Source organism: Nonomuraea sp. CA-143628 (assembly GCF_050942315.1).
Taxonomy (GTDB): Bacteria; Actinomycetota; Actinomycetes; order Streptosporangiales; family Streptosporangiaceae; genus Nonomuraea.
Window position 1 is genome coordinate 7,784,092 of sequence record NZ_CP192072.1, and the last position, 15,829, is coordinate 7,799,920.

The window sequence follows — 15,829 nt, forward strand, 5'->3', positions numbered from 1 at the left end:
CAGATCCGGAGGCGCAGGGTACGGCGGGCGGATCATGCCGAAGAAGCACAGAATAGACATGGTGTTCTCCGTGGGATTCTGGTGTCAGCGGGGACGGGTGCTGCCCCCTCTATCCACGTTAGAACAACCCGAGCGCCCACAGGCTGCCCGCCGAAAGGGCTTGTGACCTGGATTTTCATCTCCCGCACCCATGCTGAGACCCAAGCCCCTGCGCCGTCCACCGCGCTTTACCCCGCGAACATGCCGGTGTGGCGTTCGGGCTCCGATAGGAAAGACTAGGCTCCGTTAGAGAGCGGTGCTCTCCCGGACGATGAGGCGGTGGGGGACGACGATCTCCGACGGCGCGGAGCCCGAGCCGTTGATCGACTCGATGAGGACGCCCACCGCCAGCCGGGCGATCTCCGCCTTGTCCGGGGCGACCGTGGTGAGGCTGGGCGTGCTGTACTCGCCCTCCTCGATGTCGTCGATGCCGACCACCGCGACGTCGTCCGGGATGCGGCGCCCGGCCCTGTTCAGGGCGCGCATCGCGCCGAGGGCGAGCAGGTCGTTGTAGCAGAACACGGCGTCGGGCGGGTCGGGCAGCGCGAGCAGGCGCTCCATCGCCTCCAGGCCCAGACGCCGGTGGAAGCGCGGGGTGGGGACGATGAGCCGCTCGTCGACGTCCAGCCCCAGCCGGGCGTGCGCCTGCCGGTAGCCGGACGTGCGCAGCTGCGCGGTCTCGCCGGTCGCGTACGGCTGATCGCCGATGGCGGCGACGCGGCGGCGGCCCAGCTCCAGCAGATGCCCGGTGGCCGTACGGGCGGCGGCGACGTTGTCGATGGCGACATGGTGGAAGCTGCCGTTGAAGATGTGCTCGCCGAGCAGCACGATCGGGACCCGGTTGCCCCGGCCGCGCAACTCCTCGGCGGAGATGGCCAGCGGGCTCAGCAGCAGACCGTCGAACATGCTGGCCCGCGAGTCACGGGCCAGCAGCTCCCGCTCCCGCTCGGCGTCTCCGTCGGTCTGGTCGACCATCACCACGTAGCCGTGCGCCCGAGCCGCGGTGATCACCTCGCGCACCAGCTCGGCGAAGTAGGGGACGTCCAGCTCGGGGACGACCAGGCCGATCATCCCGGTGCGGCCCTGCTTGAGGTTGCGGGCGATCAGGTTGGGCCGGTATCCCACCTCGTCCAGCACGAGCTGCACCCGGGCCCGCAGCTCGTCGGAGACCGGCGCGTAGCCGTTGACCACGTTGGACACCGTGCGGATCGAGACGTTCGCCCGCTTGGCGACGTCACGCAACGTTGGACGGGCCATGTTCCTCCTCTGCGGTTGGTGTGATCATAACTCACTCTTGCATCGTTGCAGAGGAGTATGCATTATGTCTGCATCGTTGCAGAGCATTTGCTGCGACCGTGCCGTACCCCCGCCTGAGGAGTAGAGATGTCCACACCCGCCATGGCCCGCCGCGGCTTCCTCAAGGGAGCGCTCGGAATCGGCGCGCTGGCCGCGGCCGGCGCCTGCGCTCCCGGCGGCGGCACCAGCGCGGCGCCGAGCAAGCTGGCCAAGCCCACCGTCACGGCGTCCACCTCCGCCAAGGGCGAGATCACGATCTGGAACCGGTCCGGTGACCTGTTCAAGGTGTTCGACGCGGCGATCGGCAAATTCCGGCAGGCCTACCCCGGGGTCAAGGTGAACCACCTGGCCGTCGACATCGACGCCAAGCTGGCCAACACCCTGATCAGCGGCACCGACGTGCCGGACGGCAGCTTCTGGGACGACGCCAAGATCGGTGGCCAGTCCGAGCACCTGTACGACCTGACCGACCTGATCGCCCCCTACCGCGACAAGGTCGCCCCGTACAAGCTGTCCGTCAACACCGTCGGCGGCAAGATCTTCGGCGTGCCGTGGGACCTGGACCCCGGCCTGCTCTGGTACCGCGAGGACATCCTCCAGGACGCCGGCGTCGACCCGGCCGGGATCGGCACCTACGACGACCTGCTGACCGCGGCCCGGACGATCAAGGAGAAGGACCCGAAGACCAAGCCCATCCACCTGGACAAGAACCCGTTCCTCGGCCAGCTCTGGCTGGAGATGCTGGCAAACCAGCAGGGCACGAGCCTTGCCGACGCGCAGGGCAAGCTCCGGCTGGAGTCGGCCGAGTACCGGCGGACCCTGACCTGGATCCAGGACGCGGTCAAGGGCGACCTGGTCACCCACGCGCCCTACCTGGAAGCGGCCGACATCAACACCCTCGACAGCGGGCAGCAGGTGTTCGTCCCGTGGGCGATCTGGTGGTCGTTCGCGCCGCAGCAGCTGCTCAAGGCCACCAAGGGCAAGTGGCGGGCCGGGCCCCTGCCCGCGTGGACGCCCGGCGGCGCCCGCAGCGGCGCCATGGGCGGCAGCAGCTTCATCATCCCCGCCAAGGCGAAGAACCCCGAGCTGGCCTGGCTGCTGTACGAGTTCCTGTGTTTCACCGAGCCCGGCTGCACCGCCGTCTACGGCCCCAACAGCATCTACCCCGGCGGCCTGTCCACCTCCGTGCCCTCCTTCACCCCGGCGCTGAAGCCGGACAAGCCGCTGTTCAAGCCGATCGACGCGCTCGGCGGCCAGGACCTGTGGAAGGTCGCCGTCGAGGCCGCCGCCACCATCCCGGCCGCCGCGCCGATCCCCGTGTGGTGGGCCCAGTCCGTGGACTATCTCGGTGACAACACCCAGCGCCTGATCGAGGGGAAGATGTCCCCCGACGACGTGATCGCCGAGTCGGCCAAGAAGATCCAGCGCAACCTGATCGACCGGGCCTGATGTCGGCTCTCACCGCCACGACGGCCGGGCGGGCCGCCACCGGCTCGCGACGCCTGCCCCGCCTGTCGCCGTACCTGTTCATCGCGCCGTTCTTCGCGGTCTTCGCGGCCTTCGGCGTCTACCCGCTGGTCTACGCGCTGCGCCTCAGCTTCACCCGCTGGCGCGGCGCGGGCGAGGCCACCTGGGTCGGCGCGGGCAACTACGTCTACCTGCTGACCAACCCCGACTTCTGGGCCTCGCTCGGCAACAGCGCGGTGATGTGGCTGCTGATCGTGCCGGTCCAGGTCATCGCCGGACTGGGCGCGGCGGTGCTGCTGGCCAACGCGCGGCTGCGACTGCGCGGGCTGTTCAGGGTCGCCTTCATCGCGCCCTTCGTGACACCGCTGGTGGCCATGGCGCAGGTGTGGATCGTGGTGTTCGACGAGGACTACGGGCTGGTCAACCACGTGCTCGGGCTGGTGGGCCTGCCCGCCGTCGGCTGGCTGACCTCCACCGCGTGGGCCAAGCCGACGCTCGCGCTGCTGTTCCTGTGGAAGACCACCGGATTCGCGATCATCATCCTGCTCGCCGGGCTGCAGGCCGTACCGGGCGCCGTGTACGAGGCCGCCTCGATCGACGGCGCCTCCCGGTGGCGGCAGTTCTGGTCGCTGACCGTGCCGCTCGTCCGGCGCAGCATCGCCTTCCTGGTGGTCGTGCAGACGCTGGCGGTCTTCCAGATGTTCGCCGAGCCGTACGTGGTCACCGAGGGCGGCCCCTACGGCTCCACCACCACGGCCGGCCTCTACCTCTACGACCACATCTCGGCATCCGACCTGGGCACCGGTGCCGCCAACTCCTTCCTGCTGGTGCTGCTGGTGTTCGGCCTCTCGCTGGGCGCGGTGCGACTGCTGCGCCCGAAAGACGAGGTCTCATGAAACAGGCCAGGCCCGGCCCGGCGCAGTACGTGGTGCTCGCGCTGCTCGCCGTCGCGTTCCTGTACCCGATCTGGTGGGCGCTCAGCTCCTCGCTCAAGCCCGCCGCCGAGATCATCACCAGCCCGCTGTCCGTCGGCGGACCAACGCTGGACAACTATCGGGCGATGTTCGCCGACGTGCCGATCGGCACCGGCTTCGTGAACACCGCGCTGGTCCTGGCGGTCAAGGGCGCGATGACGATGGTGTTCTGCCCGCTGGCCGGCTACGCCTTCGCCAAGTACACCTTCCCCGGCAAGAACGCGCTGTTCGGGGTGGTGATGCTCACGCTGATGCTGCCGACCCTGGTGCTGATCATCCCGCTGCTGCTGGAGATGAGCTCGCTGGGCTGGGTCAACACCTACCAGGCGCTGATCCTGCCGGGCAGCGTCGACGCCTTCAGCATCTTCTGGATGCGCCAGGTCATCGCCGCGATCCCGGACGAGCTGCTCGACGCCGGGCGGGTGGACGGCGCGAGCGAGTTCGGGGTCTTCGCCCGGGTCGTCATCCCCGTGATCCGGCCCGGCCTGGCCGCGCTGGCCGTGCTGACCACCATGAACATCTACAACGACTTCGTCTGGCCGGTCGTCGCCGTCAACGACACCGCGCACCAGACGGTCCAGGTGGTGCTGTCGACCCTGGCACAGAACGTCACCGGCAACCGCGTCGGCGCCGACTTCGCCACCGTCTGGGGTGAGCTGCTCGCCGCCGGCAGCATCGCCATGCTGCCGCTGCTGGTGATCTTCATCCTGCTGCAGCGCCACTTCATCAGCGGAATCCTCGCCGGCAGCGTCAAGGGCTGACCGGGCACACCTTCTCATGATCGGAGCACCCTTCCAATGACGCCGCGTGCGGAATACCCGCGCCCCCACTTCGACCGGTCGCACACCTGGTCGAGCCTGAACGGCGACTGGGACTTCCGGGCCGACGCCGACCAGGGCTGGGACCGGACCATCACCGTGCCTTTCGCCTGGGAGACCCCGGCCTCCGGCATCGAGGCCCACTGGCTGCCGGTCGCCTGGTACCGCCGCCGGATCACCGTCCCCGCCGACTGGGCGGGACAGCGGATCGTCCTCCACTTCGGGGCCGTGCACCACGAGGCCACCGTCTGGGTCAACGACACCGAGGTGGCCCGCCACGTGGGCGGCTACACGCCGTTCGAGGCGGACATCACCGACGCGCTGCGCGACGGCGAGCAGGAGATCCTGGTACGGGTCTCCTCCCCCGCCGACAAACGGGAGATCGCGCACGGCAAGCAGCGCAGCATCCCGCGAGACGACTTCGACGGCGTGTGCTTCACCCCTTCGTCGGGCATCTGGCAGAGCGTCTGGCTGGAGGCGCGGCCCGCCACCCACCTGGCGGCGCTGAAGCTGCGCCCGGCCGAAGGGCTGGACGGCATCGAGGTCGAGGCCCGCGTCGGGGGTTCCAAGGGCTCCGCTCCGGCGATGCTCCGGCTGACCGTACGCGGCCAAGGGACGACGGTGGAGATCCCGGTCTCCGGCGACACCGCACACGCCGCGCCGCAGGCCGATGGGGACGCCGGTGGCGGTGTCGTGCGAGCCGTGCTGCCGATCGCCGAGCCGCGCCTGTGGTCGCCCGAGGACCCGCACCTCTACCACGTGGACGCCGAACTGGTCTCGGCCGACGGCACCGACCGGGTCACCGGCTACACCGGGCTGCGCCGGATCGAGGTGTCCGGCGAGGACCTGTACCTCAACGGCCGGCGCCTGTTCGTGCGCGGCGTGCTCGACCAGGGCTACTGGCCGCGTACCGGCATCACCGCGCCTGACGACGCCGCGCTGCGCCGCGACCTCGAACTGGCCGCCGCCGCGGGCTACAACCTGGTGCGCAAGCATCTCAAGCTGGAGGATCCGCGCTTCGTCCACCATGCCGACACACTCGGCGTGCTCCTCTGGGTCGAACCCGCCGCCACCGGCCGGTTCTCGGCGGAGTCGGTCGCCGCCTTCGAGGCGCAGATCGCCCCGATGGCCGAGCGCGACGGCAACTCCCCCGCGATCGTCATCTGGGGCCTGTACAACGAGGAGTGGGGCCTGGACTGGGATATCCCCGGCGACCCGGCCAAACAGGACGCCGCGGCCCGCGCGTACGACCTGCTCAAGGCCCTCGACCCGACCCGGCCCGCGGTCGACAACTCCGGCTGGGCGCACGTGAAGACCGACCTGCTCGACTGGCACTACTACGACGAGTCGGCCGCCTCCTGGGGCCGGACGATCGCCGCGCTGCTGAACGGCGACCAGGACGACTTCCCCGTCCCGCTCGGCCCCGACTACGTGGTCCGCAAGAAGCTGACCGGGTCGCCGTCGCAGCCGCTGCGCGGTCTGCCCAACCTGAACAGCGAGTACGGCACCGGCTTCACCAGCGTGCAGCGGGGCTGGCAACTGCGCTGGCAGACCCAGGAGATGCGGCGCCACGACCGGCTGGCCGGCTACGTCTACACCGAGATGTACGACATTGAGCACGAGTCGGCCGGGCTGCTGGACTTCGAGCGCCGCGCCAAGGACCTGGCCGGGGTGGATCCGGCGCACGTCAACGCCACGACGACGCTCGTCCTGGACGTGGTCCCGGTCGCCCCCGGCCGTGACCTGCTCAGCGAGAGCGGGCGGGTCACGGTCCCGGTCCGGATCTCCCATCACGGCACCGACTCCGTCAGCGGCCACCTGCACACCGCCTGGTCCCCCGTCTTCGGGCCCGCGCCCGCGCGACCGGGTACGGCCGGGGAGCGGGCCGAGGCCAAGCCGTTCCTGCTCGGCGCGCCCGCCGAGGTCCACGCCGAACTGCCCGAGGGCTGGACCAGCGGCCGCCTGCACATCGCCCTCGTGTCCGACGACGGCACCGTCCTGGCCCGCTCCGCCGTGGACGTGGACACCCGCATCGCCCCGGTCATCGGCGACGACCCCCAGGCCCGCCCCTGAGTACAGCCGGAAAACGTCCCGGTGAGATCCGCTCACCGGGCCCACCCCAGGAGACACCGTGCGCATCGCACCACCCCCCAGGCGCCCGTTACCGCTGGTGATGGCACTGACCCTGATCGCCGGGCTGCTCGTGGCCCTGGCCGGTCCCGCCTCGGCCGCACCGGCCGGACAGGTGCTCTACTCCCCCAACCTGACCACCTATCCCCAGGGTGACGCCAGCTACCCGAGGGCCGTCCGGCTCGACTACGACGGCTCGCCGAACGAGACGATGCTGGCCACGTTCGCCCGCAACAACCACAACGCGCCCAACGCCTTCCCGATCTACCGCAGCACCGACGGCGGCCGCACCTGGACCGCCAACCCGATCTCCACGATCACCTCGCACACCTCGGGCTGGGACCTGGGCGCCCCGGTCCTGTACGAGGTGCCGCGCACCGCGAACGGGCTGAACCAGGGCGACCTGCTGGCGGCGGGCACGGCCTGGCACGTCGGCGACTTCACCGCGCAGAAGGTCGAGGTGTTCAAGAGCACCGACCACGGCGTCACCTGGACGTGGCTGTCCAACTGCACGCAGACCAGCGGCCAGCCCAACACCGTCGGGCACGGTATCTGGGAGCCGTGGTTCCTGCTCGCCCCGAACAACACCCTGGCCTGCTTCATCTCCGACGAGCGGCCCGCGAACACCCCGACCAACAACCAGGTCATCGGCCACTACACCTCCGCCAACGGCGGCCAGACCTGGAGCCCCACGCTGACCCAGGACGTGGCCTTCCCCGGCGGCAACCTGGCCAGGCCCGGCATGTCCATCCTCACGCCGCTGCCGAACGGCACGTTCCTGATGGCGTACGAGCTGTGCCGCGACGCCACCGACCCGGACCACGCCTGCGAGGTCTACACCAAGACCAGCCCCGACGGCCTCAACTGGAGCGCGGCCGGGACCATCGTGCGCACCTCCGACAGCCGGGAGCTGCTGCACACCCCCTATGTCGCCTGGCTGCCCGGCGGCGGGCCCAACGGCACGCTGCTGATGTCCGGCCAGCGCGTGGTCGCCGGCCCCACGGGCAACAAGACCGTCAACGGCGAGTCGGGCCTGGTCCTGTTCGCCAACACCAACCTGGGCACCGGCGCGTGGACCGAGATCGAGGCCCCGGTGACCGTCAACCCCACCGGCGGCTACGCCCCCGGGGCTCCGGCCTGCCCCGGCTACAGCTCGCCGATCGTGCCCGCCGCCGACGGCACGAGCTTCCTCTACCTGGCCGGGACCCAGCTCACCGGCAACCAGTGCCAGGTCCGCTACGGCATCGGCACGCTAGGCGGCCCGGTCGGCCAGATCACCGGCCCGGCCACGGCCGGCAAGTGCCTGGACGTCGACACCAACACCAACGCCAACCGCAACGCCGTCCAGCTCTGGGACTGCGGCGTCGCCACCGGCCAGCGCTGGTCCATGCACCCGAACGGCACGATCCGGGCGTTCGGCAAGTGCCTCGACATCGACGCCAACGCCACCGCGAACTTCAGCAAGGTCCAGCTGTGGGAGTGCAACACCGCGGGCGGCCAGCAGTGGCGCAAGCGGGCCGACGGCTCGCTGCTCAACCCGCAGTCGGGCCGCTGCCTCGACAGCCCGCAGGGCGCCACGGCCAACGGCACCCGCCTGCAGATCTACGACTGCAACGGCCTCGACCCGCAGAAGTGGACCGTCCCCCAGTAGCCCCTACTTCACCGCGCCCCCGGTGATCCCCGAGATGATCCTGCGCTGCGCCACGGCGAAGACGACCAGCAGCGGCAGGCTCATGAGGATGATGTAGGCGAAGATCAAGTGCCAGTTGTTGAGGTAGAGCCCGGCGTTGGCCACCTGGAACAGGTTCAGGGGCAACGTGTCCATCCGTCCGCCGATGACGAAGAACGCGTAGAAGACGTCGTTCCACACGTACAGGCAGATGAGGATCGTGGCGGTGGCCAGCACCGGGCGCAACATCGGCAGGATGACCGAGACGAAGACCCGCACGGGGCCCGCGCCGTCCATGCGCGCGGCCTCCTCGATCGACAGCGGCACCGTACGGACGAAGCCGGTGACGAAGAAGACGACGGTCGACAAGTAGATGCCGACGTAGACGCCGATCATGCCGGTGAGGGTCCCGGCCAGGCCGAGCTGGCGCAGCAGCAGCACGATCGTCACCACGGCGGGCGGCAGCACGATGCCGCTGATGGCCAGCGCGTACAGGACGGCGTTGAGCCGGGTGGCCCGGCGGGCCAGGATCCACGCCGCCATGGAGCCGAACGTCAGCACCAGGGCGACGGCCGGGACCACGATCAGTACGCTGCCGAGGAACGCGGCCGGGATGTCGCCCTGGGTCCACACCTGCGCGAGGTTGTCCCACAGGAGCCAGCGCGACGGGAGCGACAGGTCCGGCGAGAGCGCCTCCGACTGCGACTTGGCGGCCGTCGAGACGATCAGCCACAGCGGCACGCCCATCACGGTGGCGACGAGCGCGACGACGGCGAAGGGACGCAGCCGCGCCGCGAGGCCGCTGGCGCGGGGCGGCCGGACCCGGCGGCGGCCGCGGACACCGAAGGCGGGGATGGTCACAGGATCTCCTCCCGCTTGCGCAGAATCCGGATGACGGGGAAGGCCAGCAGCCCGACCAGCAGGAACAGCACCAGGCTCATGGTCGTGGCCTGCGCGAACAGGCCCTGCCCGAAGGTGCGGTAGATGAAGATGTTGAGGATCTCGGTGCTGCGCGCCGGCCCGCCCCCGGTGGTGGCCTGGACGATGTCGAAGCCGTTCATCGAGCCGAGCAGCGCGGTGGCGACGTTGAAGGTCACCGCGGGCGCCAGGAGCGGGAAGCGGATCGACCAGAACGCCTGCCAGGGCGAGGCGCCGTCCATCCTGGCGGCCTCGGTGACGTCCTCCGGCACGGTCTTCAGCCCGGCCAGGTAGATGAGCATGGACAGCCCCATCCACTTCCAGGCGTGGATGAGCGAGACCACGACCAGCGTCCAGGTGGTGTCGCCGAGCCAGGCGACGCTGACCGGGTGGCCGAGCAGGCCGCCGAGCAGGCCGTTCAGGCTGCCGTTGGGTTTCAGCAGCGCCTGGAAGACGTAGCCGACGGCCAGCGCCGACATCAGCACCGGGATGAGGAAGAACAGCCGGGCGATCCGGTTCAGCCAGGTGTCGCGCTCCAGCAGCACGGCCAGGCCGAACCCGAACAGGTTCTGGAACAGCGCCACCAGGACGGCGTAACTCACGGTGATGCGCAGCGCGCTGAACAGCGTGCCGTCCGACAGCAGGTCGGTGAGGTTGTCCAGCCCCACGGGGCGGATCTCGCTCTTGAAGCTGGACCAGTCGGTGAAGGCGTAGATGAAGTTGAACAGGGTCGGCAGGAAGAAGAAGACGAACAGGATCGCGAAGGCCGGGATCAGGAACCACATCGGATGCGTGCGGCGCACGCTGGTAACGGTCATGTGGTCAGAACCCGGACGCGCCGGCCGCCTTCGCGAGCTGGGCGAACTGCTTCTGGGTCGCGGCGGCCACCTGCTCGGGCGTCAGGCTGCCGGTGATCATGTCGGCCAGGTTGAGGTACAGGTCGGGGTTGGCCACCGCGAGCGCCTGCATCGAGCCGACCGCGTCGCCGAGCGACTTGTGCACGTCGAGCAGCGCCTGCGGCACGCCCGCCGGGCTCGGCACGTCGGCGCGCAGCGAGACGGTCTTCCGGTCGGCGACGAAGCCCTGGTAGCCGGGGCCCATCCAGTACGACAGCAGCTGGCGGGCCGCCGCCTCGCGCTTGGCGTCGCCGGTCCTGAAGGCCACCAGCGCGTTGCTCTGGTCGGGGATGAAGGTGCCCACGTTGCCGGACGGCGAGACCGGGAAGAAGCCGATCTTCTTGTCCAGCGTCGCGGTGTCGGCCTTGGCCTGGAGCTGGCCGAAGAAGGAGTTCACCTGCACGGCCATCGCCGCCTTGCCCGACAGCAGCGCCGCGCCCTGGTCCTCGAACTTGGCCGTCTTGATGTCGGCGTTGAACAGGCCCTCGCCGATCAGCGCCTTGTACTTCTTGATCGCGTCCAGGATGGTCTTGTCGGAGAAGGTCTCCTTGCCGGTGTTGACCCGGTCCCACAGGCCGTCGCGAGCGGCGTCGGCGAGCTGCACCTGCACCCACCACTGGGTGGCCCACTTGTCGCCGGCCATCTCGAAGAACGGGGTGACGCCCTTGGCCTTGAGCTTGCGGGCCGTCTCCACCATCTCGTCGAAGTTCTTGGGCGTCGCGGTGATGCCGTTGGCGGCGAAGACCTCCTTGTTGTAGTAGACGCCTTCGACGGCCGGGCTGGTGACGAGGGCGGCGTAGCGGGTCTTGTCCAGCAGGCCGGTGATGTCGCGCAGTTCGGGCGTCATCGAGGCGATCCAGGGGGCGCCGTCCAGCGGCTGGAGGTTGGTCCTGGCGTTCAGGGCGGTGAGCATGGAGGCGGTCGGCTGCCAGAAGGCCAGGTCGGGCTTGTCGCCGGTGGCCACCTTGGTCTGTACGCCCTGCTCGTACGGGTCCGGGATGGTGACCACGTCGACCTTGGCGCCGGTGGCCTGGGTGAAGGCGTCGGTCACGGCTTTGGGCACGGTGTTGCTGTTCTGGGCGGCCCAGATGGTGAGCGTGGTGCCGTCGAGCCGGCCGGTGGGCGCGGCCCAGGCGGCGGGCTGCCCGTTCCCCGCCGGGGTGGCGGCGGGTCCGGAGGCCGGGTCGCTGCACGCGGTGAGGGTCAGGAGCGCGGTGGCGGCCGCGGCCGTGATCGCGGTGAGTTTCACGGTGTGTTTCCTTTTGGTCCGTGGGGGGTCAGAGGGTGCGGAGCTTCAGGATTCGGGCGGTCGGTCCGGTAACGGTGCTGGTCACGGACAGCTCGGCGGTCTGCGGGTCCCACGAGTGGCCCCATCCTGCCTTATCGCCCGGGTAGACGGTCTCGATCTGGACGGCGCGCCCGGCCAGGTGGGGCAGCGACAGGACCGAGGTCTCGGCGGCGCCGGCGCGGCGCCACAGCCCGAGATGGGTGGTGTCCCCGGCGCGCAGGCCGAGGGCGAGCCAGTGGTCGGCCCAGCCGGGCAGGCCGAGCGGCCAGCACGGGAGCGCGCGCACCAGGTCGGCGCGCAGGTCGCGGTGCGCGCGTACGCCCGCCCGCACCAGGTCGAGCTGGGCGGCGCTCATGGCGGGCAGGTTGCCCGACAGGTAGAGCCGCCCCAGCACGCCGGTGCACATGGTGAAGACGAGTTCCTCGTCGGTCATCTCCGGTTGCGGGTAGGCCCAGTTGGCGGCCTGTTCCGGCAGCATGGACAGCGGCGCGGCCACGGCTATCGGCGGGTAGCGCAGGAAGTCCTGCTGATCGCTGGTCGACTGCAGGTTAAGCCGGGACAGCAGCGCGTAGTCCATCCGCATCGCGCCCGACGCGCAGTTCTCCAGGACGAGCCCGGGGTGCCGGTCCAGGACGCCGTCCAGCCAGGCGAGGTGCGCCCGGTTGCAGGCCAGCAGCCCGGCGCCGGCGCTGTCGGCGTCCAGGTCGGTGCCGGCGCCCGGGTTGATGTTGTAGTCGAGCTTGAAATAGCCGACGCCGAGCTCCTCCACCAGCCGGTTCACCACCTGGTCCAGGTGCCCGGTGGCCGCGGGGTGACGCAGGTCCAGGTGGTAACGGCCGTGCTCGGCCACACGCCGGCCGCCGCGCTGCAGGAACGCCTCGGGGGGCAGCTTGTCGGCCATCGGGCTGCGTACGCCGATCACCTCGGGCTCCAGCCACAGCCCCGGTGTCATCCCCCGGTCCCTGATGTGACCGAGAACCTCCTGGATGCCGCCCGGGAAGCGGCTCCGGGACGGCTCCCACGCGCCGACGCTGTCCCACCAGGCGCCGTCGTTGTCGTACCAGCCCGCGTCGACGCAGAAGATCTCCGCCCCGGCCGCGGCGGCGGCGTCCACCAGCGGCAGCAGCTTGGCCGTCGTCGGGTCGCCCATCAAGGTGTTCATGTAGTCGTTGAACACGACGGGTAGCGCGGACCTGTCGGGGTGCGGGCGCAGCAGCGCGCGGCGGTGCTCGGTGAGCGCGGCCACCGCGCCTTCGAGCCCGTCGTCCGAGACGGCGACCGAGACCGGCACCGTGGTGAAGGACTCCCCCGCCGCCAGGGTCTGGCTCCACTGGTGGTCGGCGTCGGTGGGGCCGGTGGCCACCACGTACACGCCGTCCAGCCGCTCACCGGTCTCCCACCCCCAGGCGCCGTTGTGCTCGATCTGCCACAGCCAGGTCTGGCCGGTGCGCCGGTCGGCCAGCCCGCCCATCGGCACGTACCGTCCGCTGGACCAGGTCCCGGTGCTGCTCAGCGCGTACCGGCCGCGCCCGTGCTGGCCGTGCGCGGCCAGGCCGAGGTCGGCGATGTGGTCGGCGAGCGGCCGCCTGCTCCACCTGCTCTCGCCCAGCCACTCGCTGTCGGCGGACAGGACGTCCACCTCGCTCACCGGGCGGCCGAGGAAGCCGCCGGCGAAGGAGGAGACCGCGAGCAGGAGCACCGGGTCCGTGCCCTGGTTGGTCACCCGTACCTGGGCCTGGCAGGCGGCCACGCCGTCGAAGGAGCGCAGCGTCAGCTCGGCCGCCAGCCCGGACACCTCGTCGCGCAGCTCGACGCGCAGCGTGTGCCAGTCGCCGTCGCGGCTCTGCTCGGCGCCGGCGTACCGCAACCGGCAGCCGACCGCCGTCTCCGACAGCCGCTGCGAGGCCTTGGCCCGGCCCTCGCCGGGGATCAGCACCTCGACCAGCGGCTGCGACAGACGGGACGACTCGGCGCCGGGGGGTCCCAGCCTCTGGAGGGCCACCGGCCGGTCCGGGTGGATCTCCACCACCGCCGCCAGGGCGCCATGTCCCCAGCGCAGGGTCTCGACCACGTCGGCAGGCTTCACGTAACTCTCCTTCGGTTGTGCGGTGGTGGTGAGACAGGCGTCAGCCGAGAGCGGCCGCGACCTGGATCCGGTCGACGTCGGGGCCGTACGCGGCGGCGTTGCCGAACTCGATCGTGTTGGCGCCGGCCCTGAGGTCGGCGGTCATCACGGTGGTGCGGAAGTTCGACCAGCCCAGCGTGTTGCGGAAGTAGACCCGGGTGGACGTGCCGCCATTGACGCGGATGTCGGCGTAGCGGTCCACGATGTTGGTGTTGTAGTTGGACGCGCCCTCGCCCAGCTCGCCGTTGGCGTAGGTGATCACCACGCGGTAGCGGCCGGCGGCCGGGGCGTTGACGCCGGTGAAGCGCAGGATGTTGGCGGCACCCTTGCCGATGTAGCCGACGTACGAGCCGCCGGACGCGGCGCCGTTGGCGCCGACCACCGCCGTGCCGCCCAGGACGTTGGCGCCGCTCTCGGCCTCGTAGGCGGTGACGGTGCCGGTGGTGGCGGTCACGTCCAGATAGTCGAGGTTGACGGCGTCGCGGTCGTCGGTGGTGAAGGCGTGCACGCCGACCCGGTTGACGCCGGCCTGGAGGAACGCCTTGGTCGTCACCGTGTTCCAGGTGTTCCAGTCGGCGGTTCCCGGCAGCGTGAGGTCGGTCAACGCGGTGCCGTTGAGCACCAGGCGGGCGGCCCGGTTCTGCGGCGCGCCGGTGTACGGGCCCGCCGAGTAACGCAGGCCCAGGTTGTAGTAGCCGTCATTGGGCGCGGTCACCACGAACGTGGTCGCGGCCGAGTCGCTGGCGCCGTACCCCTCGGAGAAGGAGGTGCCGGAGTAGCCGGTGTTGGGACCGTAGGTGACGCGGGCGGTGCCGCCGAGCGCCGCGTACTCGGCCTGGTAGCGGGTGGCCGGGCCCGCGGGCGTCAGGTCGGTGTTCGGGGTGACGATGACCTGGTACGCGGCGGCGCCGTTCAGTCCGGTGATCGGGACGGTGATCTGGCCGCCCGAGACCGTGTAGTCGCCCTCGTGGATCAGGGCCGGGCCCGGGGAGGCGTTGAGGCCGGTGCTGTTCACCCCCCACACCGTCACGTGGACCGAGCTGCCGAGGTAGGGGGCCGAGGCGATGCCCTTGACCACGACGTCGGCGGCGTAGGTGTCGTTCACGCTGAGCGAGCCGCCGAAGATCACCCGGGCCTGCTTCCTGGCCGGGTCCAGAGCGGCCAGCCCCTGCAGGGAGCCGTTCCTGGTGGGCGGGGTGACGGTGACCGTGTGGCCGGTCAGCTCGCCGTACCACTTGTACAGCCACCACCCGCCGGTGGCCTGGTTGTTCCTGGTCACCAGGTCGTTGAGCGCTCCGGCCGTGGTCCAGTAGGCCAGGCAGGCGTCCACCTTGCTGTTCTCGAACCGGGTCACGTACTGGACCAGGTTGCCGGGCACGCCGAGGTCGCCGGAGGAGCGGGCGTACTCGTTGATCGCGATGGGCCGGGGGCTGATGCCGAGGCTCGTCTCGATGGCCCGGTAGTCGGCGTGGTGGTCGTACCAGCTGGTGAAGAAGTCGTTGCCGAGCTCGTGCCAGGTGAAGACGTCGGGCAGCACGTTGTTGGCCTTGGCGTAGGTGAGGAACGCGCGGTGGTCGGCCGAGCGGTAGGAGGCGAAGTTGGGGCCCGCGATCCGGGCGCCGGGGTCGATCGAGCGGATCTTCTGGAAGACGCGCTTCCAGGCGTCGAGCAGGCCGTTGAGGTTGCCCTGGTACCAGATCTGGTCGGGCTCGTTGAAGGGCACGTACACGTACGACGTCCGGTACGGGTCCGCGACGATCTTGCGGGTCATCGTGTCGACCTTGGCCAGGTAGTCGTCGATGCCGAGGTTCTCGTACGGCCATTGGCGGTAGACGTCCTGCATGTAGACCTGGATGTCACGGCCGCCGGTGCGCTTGAACATGGGCGCGATCTGGAGCGCGTCGCCGTTGGGATGCTGGAGGCCGTCGGGCGCCTTCTGCGCGGTGACCTGAGGCTTGAGGGCCGCCAGCATGGTGTCGGTGGGTATTCCGTCGTTGCCCAGGCCGTACAGGAAGCCGGTCGCGCCGTACTTCAGCGGGCCCGTGTCCGAGGCGAGGTCGACGACGAGGGCAGGGGACGCGGCCTGCGCGGGGGCGGCGGCGCAGAGCAGGGCCGAGACGAGCGCGGAGACGACGGTCGTGACACCCAGGAGCCGGAACGAAGTCAACGGGAGTACCTCCTGCCGGGAGAGGAGCGGCCATGTGACCGG

General features: G+C 70.4%; 11 protein-coding genes. 5 read left to right on the top strand and 6 right to left on the bottom strand.

Features of this window, described 5'->3' with window-relative positions:
• Positions 1-285: 285 nt before the first annotated feature.
• Positions 286-1,296, bottom strand: a complete 1,011-nt coding sequence (locus ACQP2T_RS35565) for a LacI family DNA-binding transcriptional regulator (protein ID WP_433509270.1) — start codon at positions 1,294-1,296, stop codon at positions 286-288.
• Between the two features lie 126 nt (positions 1,297-1,422).
• Between ACQP2T_RS35565 and ACQP2T_RS35570 the strand changes: the two genes are divergently transcribed.
• Genes ACQP2T_RS35570 through ACQP2T_RS35590 form a run of 5 tightly spaced genes read left to right on the top strand, consistent with a single transcriptional unit; the run spans position 1,423 to position 8,375 of the window.
• Positions 1,423-2,784 carry an ABC transporter substrate-binding protein gene (locus ACQP2T_RS35570; protein ID WP_433509271.1) on the top strand — a complete coding sequence of 454 codons (1,362 nt, stop codon included), beginning with the start codon at positions 1,423-1,425 and terminating at the stop codon, positions 2,782-2,784.
• The gene (locus ACQP2T_RS35575) at positions 2,784-3,698 is read left to right on the top strand and encodes a carbohydrate ABC transporter permease (RefSeq protein WP_433509272.1); all 915 of its coding nucleotides are present in this window, start codon (positions 2,784-2,786) and stop codon (positions 3,696-3,698) included. The genes ACQP2T_RS35570 and ACQP2T_RS35575 overlap by 1 nt, the downstream gene beginning before the upstream one ends.
• Positions 3,695-4,537, top strand: a complete 843-nt coding sequence (locus ACQP2T_RS35580; protein ID WP_433509273.1) for a carbohydrate ABC transporter permease — start codon at positions 3,695-3,697, stop codon at positions 4,535-4,537. The genes ACQP2T_RS35575 and ACQP2T_RS35580 overlap by 4 nt, the downstream gene beginning before the upstream one ends.
• A gap of 36 nt (positions 4,538-4,573) precedes the next feature.
• Entirely contained in the window at positions 4,574-6,667 is a 2,094-nt protein-coding gene (locus tag ACQP2T_RS35585; RefSeq protein ID WP_433509274.1) for a glycoside hydrolase family 2 protein, read from the top strand.
• Positions 6,668-6,725: 58 nt separating this feature from the next.
• Positions 6,726-8,375, top strand: coding sequence for a ricin-type beta-trefoil lectin domain protein (locus ACQP2T_RS35590; RefSeq protein ID WP_433509275.1), 1,650 nt, complete (start codon positions 6,726-6,728; stop codon positions 8,373-8,375).
• Positions 8,376-8,378: 3 nt separating this feature from the next.
• Here the strand turns inward: ACQP2T_RS35590 and ACQP2T_RS35595 are convergent, their stop codons facing one another.
• Genes ACQP2T_RS35595 through ACQP2T_RS35615 form a run of 5 tightly spaced genes read right to left on the bottom strand, consistent with a single transcriptional unit; the run spans position 8,379 to position 15,787 of the window.
• Positions 8,379-9,254, bottom strand: coding sequence for a carbohydrate ABC transporter permease (locus ACQP2T_RS35595; protein WP_433509276.1), 876 nt, complete (start codon positions 9,252-9,254; stop codon positions 8,379-8,381).
• A complete protein-coding gene (locus tag ACQP2T_RS35600; RefSeq protein WP_433509277.1) occupies positions 9,251-10,129 on the bottom strand; it encodes a carbohydrate ABC transporter permease in 879 nt (292 codons plus the stop codon). Before ACQP2T_RS35600 ends, ACQP2T_RS35595 begins: the two co-directional genes overlap by 4 nt.
• Before the next feature lie 4 nt (positions 10,130-10,133).
• On the bottom strand, positions 10,134-11,456 hold the full coding sequence (locus tag ACQP2T_RS35605) for an ABC transporter substrate-binding protein (protein WP_433509278.1): 1,323 nt from the start codon (positions 11,454-11,456) through the stop codon (positions 10,134-10,136).
• A gap of 28 nt (positions 11,457-11,484) precedes the next feature.
• The gene (locus ACQP2T_RS35610) at positions 11,485-13,581 is read right to left on the bottom strand and encodes a glycoside hydrolase family 36 protein (RefSeq protein ID WP_433509279.1); all 2,097 of its coding nucleotides are present in this window, start codon (positions 13,579-13,581) and stop codon (positions 11,485-11,487) included.
• A gap of 40 nt (positions 13,582-13,621) precedes the next feature.
• A complete protein-coding gene (locus ACQP2T_RS35615) occupies positions 13,622-15,787 on the bottom strand; it encodes a CBM35 domain-containing protein (protein WP_433509280.1) in 2,166 nt (721 codons plus the stop codon).
• Positions 15,788-15,829 lie beyond the last annotated feature (42 nt).